Origin of the sequence: Pseudoalteromonas sp. 3D05, from assembly GCF_002723455.1 — a bacterium.
In the GTDB taxonomy this organism is placed as follows: Bacteria; Pseudomonadota; Gammaproteobacteria; order Enterobacterales; family Alteromonadaceae; genus Pseudoalteromonas.
The window spans coordinates 1-23,399 of the sequence record NZ_PDUS01000031.1; the positions used below are offsets into that span (position 1 = coordinate 1).

Below are 23,399 nucleotides of genomic sequence, written 5' to 3' on the forward strand. Positions count from 1 at the left end.
AATTACACTAAAACAACACATAGTAACCATTGGATGCGCAAGCACCCCAATTTACTTAAAGAGCATACGCCTACTGCGGCCGAGGAAGTCTTTGTTAGTGATATTACATATGCTCTGAAGTGTATCAAAATGCGCTATTAAAAGAGGGAATTAAGCCATCGATGACAGATGGATATGATTGTTATCAAAACGCCTTAGCGGAGCGGATTAACGGAATCTTAAAACAAGAATTCTTACTCTATACATGTCGCAATATACAAGAGTTAAAACGACTCGTTGAAGAGTCAATATTCATATACAATGAAATACGACCGCATTTGAGTTTGGGAATGGAAACACCAAATCAAGTGCATAAAAAAGACCTGGCGCTTTCGCACCAAGTCTCTCATTAAAACCGTCAACCTATTTCAGGACGGGACAAAACCTTCATTAAATGCTATTTTTTAAGTGCTAGCTTTGCACCTTTAAGCGACTTTCGAACACCTGATATACGAGAACGGTTTTTAGCTCTCGCTTCACCCGTTGCTTGCCCTGAAGGTTTATTAGTATGGCTTCGACGTAAATGCGACGGTTTCTTGCCAATTTTATCGATTAGTACATCGCGGTTACTTACTTCATAGCCTTGTAAATATTCACGTTTTATCTTTTGACCAATCAATGTTTCGATTTCGAACAACATATTTTCTTCTTCACGGCTAACAAATGAGATTGCTTCACCATGATTGCCCGCACGACCCGTTCTACCTATGCGGTGAACATAATCCTCAGCAAGCCAAGGCAGATCAATATTAATTACGCGAGGAAGACCGTCAATATCTATACCACGAGCAGCTACTTCTGTTGCAACTAAAACACGTACTTTACCTTCTTTAAAGTCACGAAGTGCGCGGCGTCGATTACCTTGAGTTTTATCACCATGGCAAACAGCTGCTGGAATACCATCAAGGTTAAGTTCTTTTACTAGTACATCAGCCGTGTCTTTCATATTGACGAAAACCAGCACTTGCTGCCAATTTTTCTTACCAATAAGCTCAGATAATAGTTCTTGCTTACGGCGTTCTTCAACAGGATATACAACGTGATTAACCGTTGCCGCGGTGCTGTTTGTTTGATCAACACGAACAATTTCAGCCTGCTTTAACACTTTACTCGCAAACTGTTTAATAGCCGCAGGGAAAGTAGCTGAAAACAATAAAATTTGACGCTCTTGTGCACAGCCATTAATAACCGTCTGCATATCCGTGATAAACCCCATATCAAGCATACGGTCTGCTTCGTCAAGTACCAAATGCTCAACCTGTGCCAGGCTCAAATTACCTAACCGTATATGATCAAGTAATCGGCCAGGTGTTGCAACAACGATATCAACACCTTCTTTTAAGCCATTGGCTTGTCCGGCAATATTTACGCCACCAAATAAACACACTGTTTTAAGTGATGTGTATTTAGCAAAATCTTTAATATTATTTGCAATTTGTTCGGCTAACTCACGTGTAGGCGCAAGCACTAAAGCACGTGGTGCATTCGTTGCGGTATGAGCAGCTTCAGATAATTTTTGAATAATTGGCAATGAAAAAGCAGCCGTTTTTCCTGTCCCGGTTTGGGCACTGGCTAAAACGTCTTTGCCTTTACGTACGGCAGGAATAGCACCACGTTGAATGGGCGTAAGGGTGTGATAGTTGAGTTCATCTAACGCCTGAATAAGTTCAGGAGAAAAACTAAAAGATTTAAAATTCATGCTGTATTACCTACGGCCACATATCAAGGGGTCGCAAATTATACAGTAAAAGTAAAGCAACCGTTAGTTAAAACAACTTAAACTCTCTATTATCCTTAGCTTTTTAACAATCTGATGTGTAAAGAGCACAAAATAGGTTAAAAGCCATTCACTAACAACGTACCTTTTTTTACATTTTTACACTTAGCTAATATTGCTTTTAACTGAATCATGTGTGTATTATCCACCAGCCTTCTAAAAGGCCTCACTAAAAATAAGGATAAACTGATAATGATAAAAAGATGTTTAGGTGCTGCAGTTTTAGCAACTGCATTTATTTCTATGCCATCACAAGCTAATAGTGGCATTAACCCGTGGCAAGAATGTGGTATTGGCGCAATGGTGTTTCCAGATAATGGTGTTGCTGCGGCAATTTCTAACATTATTTGGGATTTAGGTACAACAGCCGTTTCATCAAACATCTCTTCAGTAGGCAGTTGTGAAGGTGCAAACGTTAAAACTGCACAATTTATTCAGCAAACTTTCCCAGTGCTTGAACAAGAAATTGCTCAAGGTGAAGGTGAATATATTTCAGCAATGTTAAATGTTCGTGGTTGTGAAGCAACTGCTCACCAGCAAATCATCAGCACTGTACGCAATGATTTCGCAAATGCACCTATTGATAACCCACAAGCCTTTTATGAATTAGTAGAAAGTAACATTTCAACTAAATTTTCATCTGAATGCGCTGCAATCTAGATATTTAAGGGCTTAACCGCCCTTTATTCTTCGGTTAAAAAATGAATCTAATTATTCCTGTTATTAGTTTTTTTTTGTTTCTCTCTTTCTCTAGTTTTGCTTTTAATTCACCAAATTCACTAGCTAACAACCCAGTTTGGTTAAAATTAGGCCACTATAAAAGTCACACAAACCGCGATAGCTATATTACTAACCGTTCGTTTTTTTTAGCTAAAGATGGAAAGAGCAACCCTCTTTCAGAACTTAAAGCGACCCTTCATGCTTTTAATACTGACTCATCGATGCAGTGCCAATTTCCTGCTCGCTATCAGTGGTTAAAAGAACAAGGTGTCGCTTTTAAGCAAAGCACAGTTAGCTGCCCCGATTTGGTAAAGTGGCGGGATAGCCAAAAAATTCACTCTGTCAGCCTCGTATTTGCGTCTGGCTACATGAGTAATCCTGCATCTTTATACGGCCATCTGTTACTTAAACTCAACCGTTCAACACAAACAAAGAACCAGCTATTAGATTACAGTATTAATTATGGCGCACATGTGCCTGAAAATGAAAATGGCCTAATTTATATTGCAAAAGGCTTATTTGGTGGCTACAAAGCAGGCTTTTCGGATCAGCTTTTTTACCGCCATCAGCATAACTATGGCGAAATAGAATTAAGAGATTTGTGGGAGTACACGCTAAACCTAACACCCCGAGACGTGACTTTTATTGCTAATCATTTATGGGAGCTTTTAGGTACGGAATTTGATTATTATTTTGCAGATGAGAATTGTGCATTTCACCTTGCGCAAATAATTGAATTAGTGATTGGTGATCAACTAACCAAATCAAGCACTCCTTGGGTTATTCCTGCTACTATTTTTTCTCATTTAGAAAGGGCACAATATCGTGGTGAAAAAGCGGTTAAAGAAATCAAATTCACACCTTCTAGAAGCACTGTATTTAATAAACATATAGATGGTTTAACAACAAAAGAAATCGCTTTTGTCGAGAATATATACTCCTCACCTAAAATACTTTCAAGTAACGATTTTTTGAATTTATCTATCCATTCTAAAAAAGCAATCATTGGCGCTTTATTCGAGCTTGTACAGCTTAAACAAATACAAAAGCAAACACCTACTCAGACTCGTAATTTAAAAAAAGCATTGATAAAAGCGCGATTAAAATTACCCATTGGCGAAAATAGCCATAATTATCAATATACCAAACAACCTCCACATAGAGCACAAAAGGCATCGAATACGTCTTTTACAGCTGTTCGTAGCGCTGCTAATAACTATTTTAAAGTTGGCTTTAGGCTTAGTTACTTTGACTCTCTAGCATCTGATATTGCCCGTATTCCGTTTTCTAATTTGGAAATGCTGGATACTGAAGTTGCTGTCAGTAACAACAACTTTTATGTTAATAAAGTTCACTTGTTAGATTTAGAATCCTTTAATCCCAATTCACTTGATTGGGCCAATGAAACAATGTGGTCATGGAAAGTAAACCTTGGTTTTGAACGTCAAGAATCTTTGTGTAGTTCATGTAAGAGTACTTTTGCTGTGGGAGGCGTTGGGAAATCATGGCAGTTCAATAACGACACTTTAGCATATGTACTTATCAACGGTACTGTAGGCGACTTACCTTTGAACAGTCATTTTTATGATTCTTCGGTTGAAACGGGCATTATCACTGGCAGTACTTCAGGCATAAAATTTAGGGCATCATACGAACAATCATACCTTCATAATAAATTGCCTGGAACTGCAAATTTAGAAGTGTCACTACCAATTAACCAAGATTTAGATGTGAGGTTTGCAATTGAATATGCAAATGAATCAGTGTGGCAATTAAAACTTAATTACTATTGGGAATAACACTACTTTCAGCCCATATTATTATGGGCTGAAAGTAGTGTTCTGAAATATTTAAGATAAAACCAATACAGTATCTTTATCTAGGCTTTCAGCGAAACGACCCACAATATCTTGCTCATTAAGCTGGTTTATAAGCGTTTTACCTTCTACCTGCTGTGCAGAGCACAGCGGTGTGTAAGGCATTCTAAATACTGGCTTAACAGCGCCTGTCATCATTAATGCTGTGTTTATTGCAATCGGATTTGGTTCGCAAAACAACCAATTCATTAGTGGCTGTAGAGAGTTGTTTAGTTCTTCATTTTTTGTATCCATTAACTGACGAAACAGCCCGGGGATCAAGTTAGAAGTAACTGAAATTACACCATGTGCTTTGTAGGTATGGCGTGCATCATGTGCTTCGTCATCATTACCAGACCAACACGCAATGCCTTGCTGTTCATAATGATCAATTCGCTCATTACCACCGCACTCTTTAACACCAATGAAGTTCTCATGTTGTGCTAATGGTTCAATAATGTCAGGTGTTAAATCTTGTCCTGTTCGTCCAGCAACGTTGTAAATAAAGGCAGGGCCAATGGCTAAAACACGCTTGAAATGCTCTTTTACACCTGCAATAGAAGTGCGGCCATAATAAGGATTAATTTGCAACGAGGCATCCATCCCACTTGCGAACCCATACTGCGTGGCTTTAATTGCTTCACGCGTATTATTGCTACCCGTGTTACCTACGATAACAAGCTTGTCTGAGTATTTGTTAACACTGTGCGCAATGAGCATTAGGTGCTCTTCCCAGTTCATTAACTGCCCTTCACCTGTCGTGCCACCCACAACAATGCCATCAACACCTGCTTCAATTTGCTGTTCAACTAAATCATCATAAGTCGCAAGGTCGATTTCACCCGTTGATAAGTAAGGGGTTTTAATTGCTGTAATAAGACTTGCTTGTTTAATTTGTTCTAGGCTGCGCATAAAAATATATTCTTAAAAAAACTTGCCGTATTTGTAACATATATAGGTTTATTTTGGGAGTTCTGCATAATGAAATTATAAAATAACTTGTGTTATATGTGCTCCTGGTTCAGAATATACTGTGCAAATAAACAGTATATTTTATTTTTTAACTCTGAGTGCCATTTTATGCGTTTATCACAATATTTAGCGACCCACTTTTATCACAGCGAAGAACTCTGCCAAGCGCTAGCCATTGATGAAGAAACACTGATAAAATGGCAGGATTCAGGCTTATTCCCTAAACCAAGCTACTGCATTAAAAATACCCTTAGTTGTAGTTCCTACTCCGGTTTGTATGAATGTGAAGAATATGACGACTACTACCCACGCGGCAGTGTGAACTGGGGACAGGGGTTAGCTAAACAAAAGATTGAATCATCCAGTCACGCATTTAATTATTTTGCACAACAATATATGGCAGCACTCAATAAGCTTGCGCAGCAGGGATTTGTCTTTAGCGAAGAGTTATTTGGCAGCGAAATTGACGAACACCTGCAGCAAGTATGGCAACAATTTTTATGCAGTAAATATGGTGTACTCACACAAAACGGTTTAATTGATGAAATAGCCGCTGTTGATATTGGCCGGCTCGTAGTTGATGACATTACTGAACTACGCACAAAAGCTAGCCTCAATCAAGATGAGAGAGCTCAACTTCACCCAGCTCTAAAGTTACTAAATCGTGCACTGAGTCATGGCGCTGACCATGAAAAACAGCACACGTTGAGAACACATTACATTGAAGCGCTTGTGCTTAAATATGATTTATCAATTAAGTAATTGTATTAATACAAGATCAATCTTAAAAACTAACGGTCTGTTGACCTTTGCGGATTAAAATTCGTTCAAACTAAGAGCAATTTAATCGCGGAGTGAGGTTTGTAACCTACCGGGCTAAGTCAAAACCCAGCAAAGTTTCCGCGCCCTGCTCACGCCCCTTACCACCATCCATGTAAGCAACAAAGAGTAAATCGCTCCTGTGCAGCGCCTGTTTGGCATTGATGCTGCGTTATCACCTATTTATGGGGAGCAACGACACCACATAGGTGTTGCCTTGCCTAGATACCAAACAGACTGCTGCAAATTTAACCTTGAAAGACCAACAGACCCTAATCATTCATTAAACTTAATTTTCAGCTTTATATCTAAAGGCCAATTGGAGTAAAAACAAGCTATATTATTTTGCATTTTGCGTGTTTATAACTATTCTTATCCATGGATATGGAGGAATGTTATTTAACGTTTCATATTAAAATAATGTATGTCAGTTAGAAAGCCACCTTTTCCTTGATGCATAGAAAATGATAATGGAACGCCTATAAATATATTGAAATATATAGTTAGGTTATAGGATTTGCATCAACAACACTTTAATTGCTAAGGAAAGCTATGAATATTAATAAAATTACCTACTTTGTAAAAGTATTGGCCATTGCTTCATTTATTGCTATCTGCGTTAAATATTTTAGGCCTAATGAAATAAGCTTTTATCTATTACTCACCCCATACCTTATTATATATCTATTATCTATGGATTATCACAATCTTGAAACAGCTTGTGTTAGGGCTTGCTCTGCCGTACTAAGCTTTATATTGGTGCCTTATTTAGTATTCGGGGTTGAGATCGATATTCATGCAGGAGTTGGAATTTTATTGGCACTGGTTGCCCAATTAACTGTGATTACTTCATCTGAAATAATTGTTTTATTTTTTATAGATAAGCGTAATAAAGAAGCAACTTAACATACACAGCAATAAGTTAATTTTATATACCAAGTGTCCAATTGAAGGCACACTACGCTATAAGTTACTAAGACAATAACCCCCTAAGACTGATACCGTGAATGTTAACCTTTAAATATGTATAAAGGTTAATTTCACAAAAAAAATTTAACTTATAGATTTAGCCGTTAGGTTTAAACTGTATCTATAATGCTATTGCTCGCACGCTCACATAAATATCAAAAATTTGTTTTATATACATCATTATAAAGCGGGGAAATTGTACTGTATTTAAACCATTGTGCTTGTGCATAGAAAAATGCATCTGTTTGAGCGATTTCTCTGATAACATCATCTAGCTTTTTAATCAAAGCCCTACCTTCTACAGAATCAGTACAAGCTATGTAACCTAAGCTATAGCTACCTGATTGTGTAATAGAGTATTCAAAAGCCTGACTGATAAGTTCTTTACTTGCATATTTAGCAAAGACATTCGGGTATTCAAGAAGAAGGTCAAACCTTTTCTTTTCAAACATATTTATAAGCGTACTTGAGCGTTTGCTGGCATGTAGATTGAGTATTTCTAACTTACCAAAACTCTTAACATTAAACCCATAATTACGGGCTTGTTGTACTGCCAAAAGCAGTTTAGAGGAGGAAACAGTTTTTAAATCAATAGTATCTGACTCAGATAAAGGTACATGGCTATACAACCTTAATCCAGGAAATACCACTTGAGGTAATTTACTCATCGCAAACATAGCGTCACGTTCAGGGGTTTTTCTTAAATTACCTCGGCAACTCAGTAGTGATTTATCTGACAAAAGTCGCAGTGAACGAGCTGTATTAGCATGCATATATTTAATAGGCAAATCTAGCTTTGTTTTTATCTCTTGGAAGGTCGTATGGTTGATATTGAGTGAATTTTTATCTAACACCTCTCCAATCCAAATAACCTCTTGCAGAGCCATCACATTTGCAGAAAAGCCAAAACATAAAATAAAAAATATTTTCACGCGCAACATTTTGTCCACTGAGTAATAAGTTAAAATCAAGTGTAGCACGAAATCAATACGCTGCATTTGAGTTATCAAGCAGACAATAAATGCTAATCAAATACTGATAGTAGTTTAGAAAAGTAGCGTAGAAACCGCCATTAATTATACCTAATAACAATGTCGTTTCGTCATGACCTTACAAGACAACCAATTTACTTTTAAGTCAGTGTTTAAAATTATTTAATTTAGATTTAACCTACTCTCAGTGCACGGTCGCTAAGATAGCTGAGCTAGGCTTTGCCTATCATGAAACACGTAACTACACATCTAGCAACAGAATATAAACACAAACAGAGAAACAAGTTTATGATTCTTGATGTTCAAATTGGCCACGATAAACTTCAAACACTTTTAAAACTGTATGTTGCGCTTTATTCAATCCATCAAACCAAGTATCAAATAAATCATCGTCATCTTGATCACTTAAAGCTAAATATTGCGCAAGTAACTCCACGATGTCGTTATGAGTGCAACTAAGTGGATCAATTTGTTGGGCAAGTAATGAGTTATCTTTACTTCTCAGTGTATCCATAACGGTTTGGTCTATTTGCTGACCTTGATCATTAGTGATGTCTGGTATTTGTTCGCTCATACTGAAGTTTACCTTCTTTTTCTTAATTACATCTTATTTATAACAGGCTAAACCCCAATAGCCAGCTTTTTTATGCTGACTGCTTATCTTTTGATTGATTTGTATAAATTACAAACACAGCTGATATTAATTGAGCAAAATCCACTTGCAAAAGATTCTCATTTACTATAAATTAATTGATATACTATCACATAACAAAGAGCTTTTCATGAAACCAAATATTCATCCTGAATACCAAACAGTTGCTTTTCACGACACCGCAGCTGACAGTTATTTCATCATTGGATCAACAATTAAAACGAATCGTACAATTGAACTTGACGGTAAAACATATCCATATGTACCGATTGACGTGTCTAGTGACTCTCATCCTTTCTATACCGGCAAGCAGAAAACGGTTGCAAGTGATGGCCGTGTTGCTGCATTTAACCGTCGCTTTAAAAACCTTACGTCTAAATAAGGGCAATTGATGAAAGTACTTAGCTCACTAAAAAGCGCGAAAAACAGACCCGGTTGTCAAATAGTTAAGCGTAAAGGCCGCGTGTTTGTTATCTGTAAAGACAACCCACGTTTTAAAGCTGTACAAGGTATGAAGAAAAAAGGAAAGTAATCGATTTTTTATAGCTGTTCGTCACTTGTTTGCGTACAGCTATATTCTATAAATTATTTACCAAATAAAAGTTCCCAAAAACCGGGGGGTTCATGAATTTCATGGTAATCTTTACGTAAGCGATCAATTGATTTTAACGGCACTCTAGCCGCTTCCAACCCTTCTTCGTTCGCTAGTTTTTTTGCCAGTTTTGCTTTATCTAATACTTTATTGAGTCCTCGAACTGATTTTTCAGCTTCTTTACTAAACTTAGCAAGCTGACTTGCCTCTACCAGATTAATAAACTCATCAATCGCTAAATTGAATTTTTCAAGGTCAGTTGCTTGCACACTTTGCTTGTAAGCAAGCCCCATATTTTTCATTGTTGTTTCCAACTCATTTGCATCAGCTGAGAGAGCTGATTGGCTAAACATAAGTACTACAATGCATAAAAATGCTTTCATTTATTAACCCTAAAAGATTATTGCTGTGAGTGTGCTAAGGTTAGTATTATATAGCACCACATAGTCAAATATAACCTTTGTAGTGTTTTCATCTAAATTCACCTTTTATGACCGAGCACTCTAAAGTATAAGTTTTAATTGAAACCAAATGCATCAAGCCCAATTTTATCGTTACATAATGAGTTGTTTTTGTTTATTCTTTGTATTGAACAGCTACGCACTTGACGTTACTTTTGTAAATCCGGGCTATTCTGACTCCCGTTCACAAGACAATAGCACAGGTAATTTTTGGTACAAAGTTGCTAAACTAATGCACAATGCAGCAGATGACTTAGATATAAATCTGAACGTTAAGTATGCCAATCGAAATCATATTTTGATGAAAGATCTAATAAGAGAAGCAATCAAAGAGAAACCTGACTATTTGATACTCGTTGATGAAAAAAGTGTATCTGGTGACTTTTTAACTAAAGTTAATACTCAAAATATTCCTATTTTTTTTCTACTCAACCCGCCCTCGCCTAATAAGTTAACGGTGCTGAAAAAACATGGATTAAATATAATAGGAAGTATCAGTCCTGATAACCAAAATGTGGGCCGCATGCTCGCGCAAGACTTATTCGAAGAACATGTAAGCCATTCAGATGATCCCGCTCATATGCTGGCACTGCTTGGTGATTATTCAACACCAGCATCAATTGAGCGTACTAAAGGGCTGATGGATTACCTCTCACGTTCACAGGTAAACCTAATTGCAAAAGATGTGGCTAATTGGTCTGAGAATGAAAGCTATATAAAAACAATTGCATTTTTACATTTAGCCCCAGAAATAAATATTATCTGGTGTGCAAATGATGCTATCGCTTTTGGTGTAAAACGTGCACTTAAAAAACTTAATAAAGAGTCTCAAGTGAAGGTTGGCGGTATAAATTGGGATTCGACACCTAAAACATTACAACCACTAAATGTTTCATATGGTGGGCATGTTTTGTTAGGTGCCTATGCATTAATCACCTTATATGATCACAGTAAGAACTCATCAGTTTGGCCAATACCACATCATACATACTCAATTTTTACTCGTTTGAGTAACCATAACAAACCATTAATATCACAAATCAATAAAGCAGATTTAGCTGAAATAGATTTTAAAAAATTTAGTAGAATGAGTCATAATTGGCAAGAGTTTACAGTGGAAAATCTTCTCAAAGAGCTTAAGAAATAAGGCTGTAAAGGGGGTTTACAGCTTTCTATCGCAGCAATACACTTCATCAAAGATTAAACAATAATTTAGCCAAATAATCATTACAAAGTAACCCCTTGATATTAAGCACCTGTAAAACGCTGAATTCTGCAGCTTGAGGTGGCTTGGGCATATAACTACTACCTATTAGATAACCACAGTGCTTGATACGGTTTAAGCTCAATGCTTTGTTGCTCATTACATACAGGCTCACCAGTTATTAACTCAAACCATTGCTCCGTGTCTATTAAGTTTAAATCAGCAAGTAGCAACGTCTGTGAGTCATCACTAATATTATAAACACAAAATACACTTTGGCGACGATCGATACTTTGTCGCCAAAAACCAAATAAAGCACCACTTAAGTGCAAAGTGAACTGCGTGGCATTGGGGTGGAACGCATCCTGCTGCTTGCGGATAGCCAGCAACCTATTAATGCTATTAAACACATGATAATGATGGCTTGACTCATCGGATAACTTTTCAAGCAGAGCAGATTCTTGCCAACGATGACGATTAATACAACGGTTATGCTGACTATTCTCAAAACGTGCGTAATCATTCGTTGTGCCTAAAAGGCTATGAATATAAAGCCCAGGAATGCCTTCAAGCGCAAACATAATGGCATGTGCGCAGATAAACCGCTTCATTCCCCATTTGTCGGCCCCTTTATGAGTGCCTTGTAGTGCATCAAAAAGCGCAATGTTAAGTTCATACGGTGAACTTGTGCCGTTATTGGCTGTTCGCATTGAAACTTTGGCACCAAAGCGACTAACCGTATTAACCATACGACCGATTTCATCTTCACTTAGCAAACCTTCAACTGGTCGTAAACCGATACCATCATGAGAAGCAATAAAGTTAAAATAGGCTGTACCGTTTTGAGCCGGCGGCATACTCATCATCCAATGCTTTAATGCCTTACTATCACCACTTAACAATGTATGAAGTAACAAAGGAGGTAACGAAAAATTATAAATACAGTGCGCTTCGTTAGCATTACCAAAGTAAGATAAGTTTTCACGATTTGGAATATTGGTTTCAGTGATAATAATAGCGCTCGGCTCGACATGCTCGATTAACGTGCGCAGAAGGCGGATCACCTCATGAGTTTGTGGTAAATTAATGCAAGAAGTATTTAATTCTTTCCATAAAAATGCGACCGCATCGAGACGAAAAATTTTTATCCCGTTATCTAAATAATGACGAATAATGCCCACAAATTCATTTAATACTAATGGGTTAGCAAAGTCTAAATCCACTTGATCTGGACTGAAAGTGCACCACACATGGCGCTCACCAAGTGCGGTTTGAACACGACTTAATAATGGTGATGTTCGAGGGCGTACCACATTTGACAGATCATCTTCCAAACTAGCTGTCTTAAAGTAACTGACACCAGGCTCTTTACCCTGTAAGAAGTTTTCAAACCAGCGGCTTCGACTAGAGCAGTGGTTAATAACAAGATCAGCCATTAACTTTACATCTTGGGCAATTCCTTGAATATCATCCCAGCTTCCCAGCGCTTCATTTACCTGAACGTAATTCATCACCGAAAAGCCTTCATCTGAACTAAAAGGATAAAAAGGCAGTATATGTAAAGCATTGATAGTGCCTGCACATTGATTTTTCATAAAGCGATGTAAAGTATGCAAGGGTGGCTCACTGGGAACCGGCACGGCCTGTTCTCTCGCTTCATAACGCATAATTGAATCACCATAAGCAATTAATATAACGTCTTGCTGATCCCAGCGGTTTTTATGGGGTGTAGGGTCACGAACCGGATCTTCTTTTAACATGGTAGTGATCAACATACTTGCTAAAGCATCAATACTCATGCATAAATCAACATCTTCATAAATGCTGGCTAAGTGTTGCTCAACCCGTTGTTCAAATAACGCTTTACTCATATCCCTACCCCATTCTTTTATGAAAACTCTTTGTTATCAAGCTCAACAGCTTCTTCTAATCGTGAAAACACATCTGGCATGGCTGATGCCACACGGTTCCAACTTGGCACAAATGGCGCTTCCATTGGGTGTTGTAAAAAGTGTTGCCCAGCATTCATTATATTTTGTGCAAACATTTCGACTGCTTTTTCTTCTTGGTGAATATCAAGGGTCAAACCATTCATCATAGCGTCGTTGTGATATGTCTCAATAAAGTCCAATGCGATACGATAATAGGTTGCCTTTAGTGAACGTATGGTTTCAGTGGTAAATGTAACCCCTTGGGTTGCAAGTTTACGAAACAATGCCTTTGTTATATCTATCGACATTTTTGATAAACCCGCAGCTTGGTTATCAAGCGACAAATCTTGATGCTTGTGATCATAATTATCAGCTATATCAACTTGGCATAATCGATTGTGCGAATAATTGCGGTACATTTCAGACAGAACTCCAATTTCTAAACCCCAATCACTGGGAATTCGAATATCATTTAGCACATCACGGCGAAACGAAAACTCACCGGCTAATGGGTATCTAAACGAGTCCATATACTCCAAATAATCTGTACTTCCTAAAATTGTTTTAAATGAGCGCAATAGTGGCGTTACAAGTAAACGCGAAACACGACCATTGATCTTTCCATCGGCCGTACGAGGATAAAAGCCTTTACAGAACTCATAATTAAATCGAGGGTGTGCAACCGGGTAAATCAGACGAGCAAGTAAACCGCGATCATAAGTTAAAATGTCACAGTCATGTAATGCAATCGACTCTACTTTGGCAGTTGCCAGCTTGTATCCCATGCAATACCACACATTACGACCTTTCCCTAGTTCGCGTGGAGCAACACCAAGCTGCTGTAGCTCTTTATCCAAGGCTTGAAGTCTTGGCCCTTCATTCCATAAAACTTTATGTGGCTGGTCAAGCTCTGCAAAAAATTGCAATGCGCGACGATACTGGGATTCATCAGCTCTATCCAAGCCAATTGTAATTTGCGACAAGTACGGCACATGTTTCAGTTCTCTAACAATATTTTGCAGCGCAGGTCCCTCAAGTTCACTATAAAGTGAAGGTAAAATTAGACCCATTGGACGATGCTTAGAAAACCCCACCAGCTCAGCCTCTAGCTCTTCAACGGGACGATCAGCAATATTATGTAACGTCGTTATAATGCCATTTTGATAAAAATCAGCCATGTGATTGCTCCTGTTTAGGTGCTATATGCGCCTTAATAATGTTGATGTCAGTGACTTCGTCAATCCAGCCTTGTGGTGCTGGTTTATCGCTAATACGCCATGGTTTAGTTGATAATTTAGCCTTAGCTTTACTTTGTGGATTAGTGATCAGAACTGCAATATCTGCTTCATCGAGCATAGCCATATCATTTTGACTATCCCCTAGTGCAATCGTGGTAAATGGATGTCGGTAGTGATGTTTAAATTGATTTAATAGCCAGTTTTGCGCTTTGCCTTTATTTGTTTGTTTATTGACATGAATAAAACGTCCACCTACTAACACTTCATACCCAAGTGTTTCCATTCGAGCTAAAAAGACTTGCAACTGCTGATCAGTACCTTGCCAGTAAATGGGATCAGAGTATTCACGTGCTAGGGCAAGTTTGCTTTGATCGATACCTAACCCCGTAAGAGATGCAACCTTTGACGGGGTTAACTCACTAAACAACTGATAACAGTGAGCTAAGTCGCTTGCATGTTGTTTCAAATCAGCATGCAAACTTTTGCAGCTTGGAGCCAATGGGTAACGCCAATACCCATCAATCTCCTCACAACCTATTGGTTTTATAGCAAAATAATTTTTTGGTATATAAACCGCCGAGCCATTTTCTGTAATGAATGGTTGATGGTGATTGAGAGAGGATTGTAAATCTGTTACTTCAGCAAATGTTTTACTCGTATTAAAAACAACACTAATGCCAACAGCCGTCAATTTTGCTAAAAAAGGCTGAATCATCGCACAATCATAATCATCATGATTAAGTAACGTTCCGTCTAAATCGGTAAAAATTAGTGGCGCGGGAATAGTATCGGCCTTTAAAACCATAGACGTTATATCACGCGCTTTGTCTAGAGTGAGCAACGCATTCACATGTTCAGGCATGACTTTCAAGTTTTCTCGGGTGATTCGCTCAAAGTGTGAAATGAATCTGACAAGGCTGGATTCATCAAACGTACCATGCCCAACGCCTCTATCTGCTAGCAGTTTTTGTTCTTGCTCAAGCCGCCAGCCATAAACATCTTTAAACGAAGGGGCTTTGAGCATAATTTGGTAATCTATTAAATTAAATACGTTTTTATATTCATTAGCTAAACAACTGTTAATACATCTGCGCCAAACTCCATCCTTATCCTCATTGTCTTCAAGCTGATTAATCGGTGACTCAAGTTGATACGGTTGTTGTGCAGTACTTGCTACACACCACCCTTCAAATATAACTATATCAACCGCAGTGTTATTTTTTTTCCACTTATCTTCTGCAACAGGTTCGTCTGATTGTTTGTCAAATTCTGGTAGAGCGATATTAGTTTTACCTGCAAGCAAATTCACAATAGTATCGCTCATAAGTGCTACGTTATGGGTTCCTGGCACTCCCCGAGTTGCAAATAATGGATGCACACCTTTTGCAAGCTGGGCTCTATGTGAACGGCTATAATAAAAGTCATCAATCGAGATACTAATACTATTAAAGTCAGTGTTACTGTTGATCCAAGTAACTAAAAAATCGGCCAAAGTCGTTTTTCCTGAGCCCTGGCAACCATTAATGCCAACCAACATAGGCTGACTTGTGGGTTTAGCACTAATTATGTCTTCAGCTAAAGGAATAAAATATTGCTCACTTAAATATTGGTATTTAAGAGGTAACTGATGTTTTGCTAAAAACGGAGTAATATCCACTATATTCGCCTCTTGCATAGATTCTCCAAAAAGTATGGCATGCGATTGAATAAGGTAAATGCAGTTACTAGACCAATTTTAGTTTTCTTTATTTTTTATGAAGTTAAAAAAATAGCGCATATGAAATGCGCTATTTTGGTGCAATAAATTAACATTTTGTTCAAAACTACGCGGGGTTTTCAGCCTTAGGTAACACAAGATTAAGCACAATACCCAAAATAGCGCATAGACTTACGCCTTGCAGACTAAACTCGCTGCCGCCAATATGCATTCCACCAATCCCACATACTAAAATTAATGCAACAATCGAAAGGTTACGTGGCGCAGTGAGGTCTTCACCAGACTTTACTAACGAGTTAAGCCCAACAACCGCTATGGAGCCAAATAGTAAAATCATAATACCGCCCATCACAGGCACTGGGATAGTCTGCAAACCCGCCCCCATCTTAGCAACGAACGCCAAAACAATTGCAATTATGGCCGTCCATATCATCACTTTAGGGTTAAAGTTACGTGTTAGCATCACAGCCCCCGTTACCTCTGAATACGTTGTATTCGGTGGTCCACCAAAGATCGATGCCGCAGTTGTTGCCAAGCCATCACCAAATAAGGTGCGATGCAAACCTGGTTTTTTTAGGTAGTCTTTGTTTGTAACCTGACTGATTGCCATCATATCTCCGATATGCTCTATGGCAGGGGCAATAGCAACAGGGACCATGAAGAGTATCGCTTGCCACTTAAATTCTGGCCAAGTGAATGAGGGAATTGCAAACCATTGCGCGTTATTAACTGCATCAAACTGCACTATTCCCATCACTAGCGAGGCACTGTAACCTGCTATTACACCCGCTAAAATAGGGATCAGCTTAAACACGCCTTTTCCCCATACAGCAAATATCAATGTCACTAACAGCGAAAATGCGGCGATCCAAATAGCCTTGTCATAAGCAATGAGCTGTAACGAGCCATCACCGCTTTTACCCATCGCCATATTCACAGCAACGGGGGCCAACGCTAAACCAATCACCATGATGACCGGCCCTACAACCACCGGTGGTAATATTTTATGCAATGTTGCCACGCCTTTAAGTTTAACCAAAAGGCTTAACATCATATAGGCAGCTCCAGCAGCCATTAAACCACCCATAGTCGCAGGCACGCCCCACATTTGAACACACGCAATTATTGGTGCAATAAAAGCAAATGAAGACGCTAGAAAAATTGGCACCTGCCCTTTAGTCACAACATGGAATAACAGGGTGCCAATACCAGCAGTAAACAACGCAACGTTCGGATCAAGACCTGTTAAAAGAGGAACTAATACCAGTGCACCAAAGGCGACAAATAACATTTGCGCCCCAGTTAAGATTGTTTTTATAGAAAATGCAGATTCGTGTTTCACACTATATTTAGTCACAATGTTAGCCTAAACCGTGCCAAATATTTTATCACCCGCATCACCTAAACCAGGGATGATGTATCCTTTTTCGTTCAAGTGAGAGTCAAGAGAGGCTGTAAAAATTTCAACATCAGGGTGTGCTGCTAAGGTTTTTTCTACACCTTCAGGCGCAGCTACCAGTACAATCACTTTAATCTCTTTACAGCCTGCTTTTTTTAGCATATCAATAGTAGCGATCATTGACCCGCCAGTTGCAAGCATAGGATCAATAACAAGGCTTAAACGTTCATCAATTTTACCCACTAGCTTTTCAAAATAAGGAATTGGCTCTAGTGTTTCCTCATTACGCTGTAGTCCAACGACACTGACTTTAGCCGCAGGCAGTAATTGCATAACGCCATCCATCATACCGAGACCAGCTCGTAAAATGGGCACCACAGTAATTTTTTTACCTTTGATATGTTCTACATCCAAATTATTGCCATCCCAACCTTGAATTTCGACATTTTCAAGTGGCAAGTTCTTAGTCGCTTCATACGTTAGTAGCGTACCAACTTCAGATGAAAGCTCACGAAAGCTTTTAGTACTGATGCCGTATTCACGCATTAAACCAAGTTTATGTTGAACAAGAGGATGTTTGATTACATGGATTGTCATTTTGTTGCCCGATAGAAAGATAAACTTAGTTTATTTTAACGTAAAATTTCCAACGAGACTTTTAAAAATTCAGCTAACGCCTAAAAAGTGTGTGTTTTTTTACTTGGCTACCCTTAATTTCACTGTTTTATACTCATAAACACAATAATAGAATAAACTTTGACTGAAACAATCTATAATTGGAGTAAGAACAAAGAAGCGACTCACATATGAATAGACACCTGCGTTATTTTTATATTTTTTTTATCTTAACTTCCTGGCAGTTAATAGCCGAACCTAAACCCTATACTGTTCAATTAATGACTGATTTTGCACCACAGTTAGGCGGTGATCCCCAAAATATCGCAACTGTTCACATGCTGGCTTTAGAAAAGGCATTAAAAGGAAAAATAAAACTTCAGTTTGCACCTGCAAGCCGTATGCGAGAATGGCAACAGCTGCATGCGTTTGAGGATGTATGCTTATACAATAAAGTTAAAAATCCAGAGCGCATGCAAAATGCTATTTTTACCCGCTACCCAATAATGGCGTTTCCTGCAAACCGCTTAATTGTTCTAAATAACCCCGAGTTACCAAAAAACCTGAGCTTATTCGACGCTGTGAATAAATATCATTTGACCATAGGGATCACCAGTGGCCGTTCATATGGCCACGTTATTGATCAATATATTGACGAACACCCAGAGTCATTTTTATCATTGCCAGGAACCACCAGTGCAGCTCGTTTAAGTAAAATGTTGTTTGAAAAAAAAGTCGATGCAATTATTGAATACAGTGCTGTATTTATCTCAAGACATGGCAAAGATACGCGCATAAAAAGCGCATCATACCTTACAATTGAAAACGCTAACGACGCTATTTTTGGTTACATTGCCTGCTCTAAATCAGAGCAAGGGCAAAAAGTGACTGAGCTATTTGATAGCGCTTTACAAACAAAAAAAATTCAACAGCAGATAATTAACGCACATGCTGAAGTAATTCCTGAGCCTGAAAAGGAACTCATACTTCAGGCGTTAATTACACAATTTAAACACTAATAAGTCATGGCTTAAGAATTTGCTGCATCACCCAGCTTGTGTGCGTTGCACTTTGCGCTGTAGAGGGATGAGACTGATTATTGCATAGTGACTCAGCCATGTTTTGCACATGAAATAATTGTATGTTCTCTGGGTTTGCAATTGTAAAACGCTCAGTGCCATGTTCAGTGATAACACTTATATCACGCTCATCAAATACACTGAAACGTATTTCCCCTTTTGAACCGTAAATTACCACCTCATCAAAACGTGAGAAGCCACCAAAATTCCAACTACCTGAGCCAGTTATGCCAGCTCTATGCTGCCAACAAGCTGAAACGGCATCATAGGCGTCATATAATTGTTGTTGATTGGTTGCCACTCCTGATACCGTCTTATATTCACCTAATAGGTAGGCAAATAAATCTAGGCCATGGCTAGCCAAATCATCAAAATAGCCTCCAGGTGCAATCTTTTTATCTGTGCGCCAATTATATGTGCCTGATAAATCAAGTGGGTTTGCAGGTTTATTAAGATGCCAACTAATATGCCGCACACTTCCAATTGCAGCATCATCAATCAGTGCCTTCACTTTATTAAATCGTGGCAATGAACGCCTGTAGTAAGCTACAAATACAGCAATATTTTTAGCTGCAAATGTATCCATAATTTGTTTGCTTTGCTGATATGTCGGCGCTAATGGCTTTTCAATACAACACGGTTTACCCGCCTCTGCTACTTTTAAAGCCAATGCTAAATGGCTATCAGGTGGCGTAGCAATATAAACTGCATCTATGTCAGGGCAATTGATCAACTCATCTACATTGGCAAACACGCAGGGGATTTTGTGGCGCAACGCATAATCTTTAGCGAGTGCTTGGTTACGCCGTGTTACACCGTATAACTCAAATGCAGGTGTTTTATGATATGCCGGACCACTTTTGATTTCAGTCACCGCACCACATCCTATCATCCCCCAACGTATCTGCTTTTGCATTAAACTACTTCCTATTTATTTTTTGAGTAACTGCTTGATATTGGTTTAGCATGTAGCTATTTATTTTCCAATGTGACGGGCTCCAGCCCATTAAAAACCGATAAAAGTCAGCCCATGCATAAGGCCAAAGTGATTGCCATTGCTGAATGACTGACTGTGCATCACACGGCTTATCAAAGTATTTAATCGCTTCACCTAAGTGTTCATAATAAAGTGCTTTATATTTATGCGCATCAGCTATCAATGTTTTCTCATCAAGACAACTGCCCAAAAAATACATTAAATCCACTGTGCCAATACCTTTACCAACATACTGAAAATCATAACCCAGTACGTCTAATGTTTGATGGTTAACTGCAAAGTTAGCAAGCTTTGCATCGCCATGAATTAAAGTTTGGAATGCACACGCTTGAATCTTACTTGCAATGAGAGGTGCCTCCTTTTTTAACTCATTATCAGTTATTTTTTCAAATTCATCCGGTCGTGTATCCAAATGCCAGTAATTGCCTTGTTGCCACAAACCATCCGCCTGTGAGCCTAAATTAAATGCATGAAAATAAGCCAACCATTTTATAATTGCCAAAATATACTCTGGGCAACAAGTTGCTTCATCATATCCATGCTCCTTAAAATCAGCAAAAACAAGAGCAAATAACTGTTTATAGTTAATGGTATTAAAACACTCCAACGCACGTGATTGCACTGGAAGCAAACTGCTATAATCGCGATACCATTTAAACTCAACCTCATAAGACTGTTGTTTACGGTTTATTGCAAACTGACTTTGTTTTATACGTGGATGCTCAATGTGTTTAGGCACATTTATTGATTTCACAACACAGGGGGTTTTATCTAGTTTATAGCGAGCTATCTCTCCACAGCCACTCCACAAAGATGTAATGACCTCTTGCAATATGACACTATCGTACTGACGATTTAATAACTCATTGTGCATTTACCAAAGCTCTGTCATTTAAACAAAAGTAAAGTATGACATTTAAAACTCTATGAATAAATATTTTAACTAGGTAATGAAGCCGTATTAGGCTCTTAGAACCTAAGTAAAATTTGGGGTTAAGTTGACACTGTGATATTTGATTTTAAGACAGTAAAAAGCCTAAGTAGCACCATAAATAATTTATAAGGTTAGATAGCGTTTACGATTAGTTACATACATTGTTGACTAAAACACCTAATATAGGTAATTTTGAAAAAAATAATAAAATAACAACATTAAAAGGACATAAATGAATAAGTTAATTGCTGTGCCTCTTCTTGCTTTAGTTTTAACAGCCTGTGAAGATACATCAGACGACACAGACCCTATTGAAATAAATACGCCCCCTACACTCTCTGGAACACTATCAATTAACAGTAAAGCTCTTGAAACGGCTAGCCTGATTGTTGACCTTTATGACCAGCAAGGCGATGAAATTAGTGCAACCATTATTAATCAACCACAATGGATAACGGTAAGCACTGAAAATAACCAAGCAACATTTAATGTTAACCCCAGCCTTTTTGAGGTTAATAACCATACGTTTACTGTAGAAATATCTGACGGGCAAGCAAGTAATCAGTATCAGTTGTTTGTTAATGTTGCAGAAAATCGTGAAGCATGGCAACCCATTGAGCTGACCAACAGTGAAATCATGGGTAGTTGGCATACAGATAATCAAGATATACTGATTTCGTTTGCAAACGAAGAAAGAGGCGTACTATTTAATGACAATATTTTAAGTAGCTTTTACTGGAGCAATCCTGACGTAATAACGTTAAGCACGCAGTTTGTCCCAACGTGTGTTGGAGGCGGATGCGCGCAAAGAGAGCTTATAGAAATTGATGTGCTTGCAAAGCGTGATGACGCTATACGTGTTGAATTTTTTAATGTGAGTGAAGATAGAGGTGAAGTAGTTACACTATATAAAAATACTAATTCGGATATTTCCTCAGGCTATTACACTAACCACTCAATTTCATCATATAAAATTGTGAGTCACTTGAACGCACAAAATGAAGACAGCTTTTTCGAAACGCAAATTTCAGTTTCGTTGCCCATGTTCGATAGCCCGGGCTCGACAACAACTAGAACTGAATACGCTGATTTTTCTGCTGTATTAGATGGCACTAGGCTAAATATAAACTCAACCAAAACAATTGCAACAATTGACCAAAGACAACAAAACAAAGATCAAGGTTCATTTAACGCACAATTCGATGTAAATTTGGAACACGCAGACGTTGTTACTCAATTTAATGAATTTCTCGTTATCAAACTATCGCATTCATTGAGTTACCATAATGACTTTACAGCAGAAAATATTCTTGAAACGCCTGAGTTACTTGCCGCAATGCAAACCCAAGAAAGCGTGTTCGCTGTTAGAAAAATAACACCCATTGCGGTTCCAGAGCTTGATACAGGAGTTCACTACACAGGGCGGCTTATCTTGGGTAGTGTAGATACAGAAGAAGGGCTTACAATACGATCTGCACCGACTAGTTTTAAAATTACAGCAGCTGACAGCGCAACTGTTAGCTTTCAAAACCCAACTAATGAAGAGTTGCTTCGTATGTCCTTTAATCTCGATAACAATGGAGAGACAGTTAAAGTGACAGGAGGTGGCCACGAATCCACGCTACAATTCTTTGAGCTATTTGACGGACAAACCATTTTTGCACATGGCCGTGACAAAGAGCAAAGACAAATAATGCTGGGTTATACACTTGTTAAGGTGCTTGATGAAGAAGAGGTAACACTCGCAGACTACAAACATTTCTCTAATTACCTGCGTGATGACTATAACTCTGGCTATAGTACAGCTTACTGGTATTTAAATGATGACAATACTGGCTCTTTCTTTAGCTATGCTCAAAATGGGCTTACAAATTCTTCTGGCTTAGAACCAAACACGTACTGGCAATTTGAAGAAGATAACAGCATTACATTTGCTATGATGTCAAACTGCCCAGAAGCGACTGATTTTACAACTTGTAAAACAAGCACTTTATCAAATGAAACAGGCACATACCTTTCTTTGATAAACTTTAAATTGCTTCATAAAGATGGCAATAACTACTTATTAGACCGTCTATTTTGGCAACGCGTATACGATTATAGCGATTCAACGTACAAGGAAAATATCTACCAAAATAGCTATTGGCTAGGCAAGCTTTAAGCTGCCCAACACGTGCAACTTTTATAGACAAAAGTTGCACGTTAATTACCTCAAGCATTCCCCATAAGGTAAACATAAAGCAGGTAAAAGTAAAAAAGTACATGCATATATTTTGCCAGGAAATTTGCACCTCTACCGTCGTGGGTAACCACATCATTTTTTTCGCACTGTTAGTGTTAGTTACAAAACTTAGAATTCAGTGAACTTAATAAACTAAAAATAAACTAGACTAACTAAAAATAAACTAGACAGCCTCTTTAATTGAGCAAATAAAA

The 23,399-nt window shown here is 38.2% G+C and carries 21 protein-coding genes and 1 pseudogene; 10 read left to right on the forward strand and 12 right to left on the reverse strand.

Annotated features, from left to right (window positions below; translation table 11 throughout):
• Positions 1-392 (forward strand): annotated as a pseudogene (locus CSC79_RS19280) (integrase core domain-containing protein); the annotation flags it as partial.
• Between the two features lie 44 nt (positions 393-436).
• On the opposite strand, the gene CSC79_RS19285 reads toward CSC79_RS19280, so the two are convergent.
• Positions 437-1,738 carry a DEAD/DEAH box helicase gene (locus CSC79_RS19285; protein ID WP_099297681.1) on the reverse strand — a complete coding sequence of 434 codons (1,302 nt, stop codon included), beginning with the start codon at positions 1,736-1,738 and terminating at the stop codon, positions 437-439.
• A 270-nt stretch (positions 1,739-2,008) separates the two neighbouring features.
• Here CSC79_RS19285 and CSC79_RS19290 point away from each other — a divergent pair, with 270 nt between their 5' ends.
• Positions 2,009-2,476 (forward strand): DUF3015 family protein, encoded by a 468-nt coding sequence (locus CSC79_RS19290; RefSeq protein ID WP_099297683.1) that lies wholly within the window; start codon positions 2,009-2,011, stop codon positions 2,474-2,476.
• 41 nt (positions 2,477-2,517) lie between these two features.
• Positions 2,518-4,335 carry a DUF4105 domain-containing protein gene (locus CSC79_RS19295; protein ID WP_099297685.1) on the forward strand — a complete coding sequence of 606 codons (1,818 nt, stop codon included), beginning with the start codon at positions 2,518-2,520 and terminating at the stop codon, positions 4,333-4,335.
• Positions 4,336-4,386: 51 nt separating this feature from the next.
• On the opposite strand, the gene dapA is transcribed toward CSC79_RS19295, so the two are convergent.
• Positions 4,387-5,304, reverse strand: coding sequence for a 4-hydroxy-tetrahydrodipicolinate synthase (gene dapA / locus CSC79_RS19300; protein ID WP_099297687.1), 918 nt, complete (start codon positions 5,302-5,304; stop codon positions 4,387-4,389).
• A gap of 168 nt (positions 5,305-5,472) precedes the next feature.
• Between dapA and CSC79_RS19305 the strand changes: the two genes are divergently transcribed.
• Together CSC79_RS19305 and CSC79_RS19310 are read left to right on the forward strand one after the other, a co-directional pair.
• Positions 5,473-6,126, forward strand: a complete 654-nt coding sequence (locus tag CSC79_RS19305) for a DUF6058 family natural product biosynthesis protein (RefSeq protein ID WP_099297689.1) — start codon at positions 5,473-5,475, stop codon at positions 6,124-6,126.
• A gap of 609 nt (positions 6,127-6,735) precedes the next feature.
• Positions 6,736-7,089: a hypothetical protein gene (locus CSC79_RS19310; RefSeq protein ID WP_099297691.1), complete on the forward strand. Its 354-nt coding sequence runs from the start codon at positions 6,736-6,738 to the stop codon at positions 7,087-7,089.
• 218 nt (positions 7,090-7,307) lie between these two features.
• Here the strand turns inward: CSC79_RS19310 and CSC79_RS19315 are convergent, their stop codons facing one another.
• Both CSC79_RS19315 and CSC79_RS19320 read right to left on the reverse strand, forming a co-directional pair.
• Positions 7,308-8,150 (reverse strand): hypothetical protein, encoded by an 843-nt coding sequence (locus CSC79_RS19315; protein WP_099297693.1) that lies wholly within the window; start codon positions 8,148-8,150, stop codon positions 7,308-7,310.
• 280 nt (positions 8,151-8,430) lie between these two features.
• Positions 8,431-8,718, reverse strand: coding sequence for a hypothetical protein (locus CSC79_RS19320; RefSeq protein WP_180270462.1), 288 nt, complete (start codon positions 8,716-8,718; stop codon positions 8,431-8,433).
• 208 nt (positions 8,719-8,926) lie between these two features.
• On the opposite strand from CSC79_RS19320, the gene CSC79_RS19325 reads away from it, so the two are divergent.
• Both CSC79_RS19325 and ykgO read left to right on the forward strand, forming a co-directional pair.
• Positions 8,927-9,178 carry a type B 50S ribosomal protein L31 gene (locus CSC79_RS19325; RefSeq protein WP_099297695.1) on the forward strand — a complete coding sequence of 84 codons (252 nt, stop codon included), beginning with the start codon at positions 8,927-8,929 and terminating at the stop codon, positions 9,176-9,178.
• Positions 9,179-9,187: 9 nt separating this feature from the next.
• Positions 9,188-9,328: a type B 50S ribosomal protein L36 gene (gene ykgO / locus CSC79_RS19330; protein WP_054203874.1), complete on the forward strand. Its 141-nt coding sequence runs from the start codon at positions 9,188-9,190 to the stop codon at positions 9,326-9,328.
• Positions 9,329-9,381: 53 nt separating this feature from the next.
• Here the strand turns inward: ykgO and CSC79_RS19335 are convergent, their stop codons facing one another.
• Positions 9,382-9,771: a cytochrome b562 gene (locus CSC79_RS19335; RefSeq protein WP_099297697.1), complete on the reverse strand. Its 390-nt coding sequence runs from the start codon at positions 9,769-9,771 to the stop codon at positions 9,382-9,384.
• Positions 9,772-9,919: 148 nt separating this feature from the next.
• Between CSC79_RS19335 and CSC79_RS19340 the strand changes: the two genes are divergently transcribed.
• Positions 9,920-10,996, forward strand: a complete 1,077-nt coding sequence (locus CSC79_RS19340) for an ABC transporter substrate-binding protein (protein WP_099297699.1) — start codon at positions 9,920-9,922, stop codon at positions 10,994-10,996.
• Positions 10,997-11,154: 158 nt separating this feature from the next.
• Here CSC79_RS19340 and CSC79_RS19345 read toward each other — a convergent pair whose 3' ends face one another.
• From CSC79_RS19345 to upp, 5 genes are all read right to left on the reverse strand, one after another.
• Positions 11,155-12,924: a sugar phosphorylase gene (locus tag CSC79_RS19345; protein ID WP_099297701.1), complete on the reverse strand. Its 1,770-nt coding sequence runs from the start codon at positions 12,922-12,924 to the stop codon at positions 11,155-11,157.
• 17 nt (positions 12,925-12,941) lie between these two features.
• On the reverse strand, positions 12,942-14,162 hold the full coding sequence (locus CSC79_RS19350; RefSeq protein WP_099297703.1) for a glycosyl transferase: 1,221 nt from the start codon (positions 14,160-14,162) through the stop codon (positions 12,942-12,944).
• The gene (locus tag CSC79_RS19355) at positions 14,155-15,897 is read right to left on the reverse strand and encodes an HAD-IIB family hydrolase (protein WP_099297705.1); all 1,743 of its coding nucleotides are present in this window, start codon (positions 15,895-15,897) and stop codon (positions 14,155-14,157) included. The genes CSC79_RS19350 and CSC79_RS19355 overlap by 8 nt, the downstream gene beginning before the upstream one ends.
• A 148-nt stretch (positions 15,898-16,045) precedes the next feature.
• Positions 16,046-17,281, reverse strand: a complete 1,236-nt coding sequence (locus CSC79_RS19360; protein WP_099297719.1) for a uracil-xanthine permease family protein — start codon at positions 17,279-17,281, stop codon at positions 16,046-16,048.
• A gap of 24 nt (positions 17,282-17,305) precedes the next feature.
• Positions 17,306-17,935, reverse strand: coding sequence for a uracil phosphoribosyltransferase (upp, locus tag CSC79_RS19365; RefSeq protein ID WP_099297707.1), 630 nt, complete (start codon positions 17,933-17,935; stop codon positions 17,306-17,308).
• A 299-nt stretch (positions 17,936-18,234) separates the two neighbouring features.
• Between upp and CSC79_RS19370 the strand changes: the two genes are divergently transcribed.
• A complete protein-coding gene (locus CSC79_RS19370; protein ID WP_143483845.1) occupies positions 18,235-18,972 on the forward strand; it encodes an ABC transporter substrate-binding protein in 738 nt (245 codons plus the stop codon).
• A gap of 4 nt (positions 18,973-18,976) precedes the next feature.
• On the opposite strand, the gene CSC79_RS19375 is transcribed toward CSC79_RS19370, so the two are convergent.
• Both CSC79_RS19375 and CSC79_RS19380 read right to left on the reverse strand, forming a co-directional pair.
• On the reverse strand, positions 18,977-19,948 hold the full coding sequence (locus tag CSC79_RS19375) for a Gfo/Idh/MocA family oxidoreductase (RefSeq protein ID WP_099297711.1): 972 nt from the start codon (positions 19,946-19,948) through the stop codon (positions 18,977-18,979).
• A 4-nt stretch (positions 19,949-19,952) separates the two neighbouring features.
• Positions 19,953-20,903: a kinase gene (locus tag CSC79_RS19380; RefSeq protein ID WP_099297713.1), complete on the reverse strand. Its 951-nt coding sequence runs from the start codon at positions 20,901-20,903 to the stop codon at positions 19,953-19,955.
• 292 nt (positions 20,904-21,195) lie between these two features.
• Here CSC79_RS19380 and CSC79_RS19385 point away from each other — a divergent pair, with 292 nt between their 5' ends.
• The gene (locus CSC79_RS19385) at positions 21,196-23,124 is read left to right on the forward strand and encodes a hypothetical protein (RefSeq protein WP_099297715.1); all 1,929 of its coding nucleotides are present in this window, start codon (positions 21,196-21,198) and stop codon (positions 23,122-23,124) included.
• The last annotated feature ends 275 nt before the right edge of the window (positions 23,125-23,399 follow it).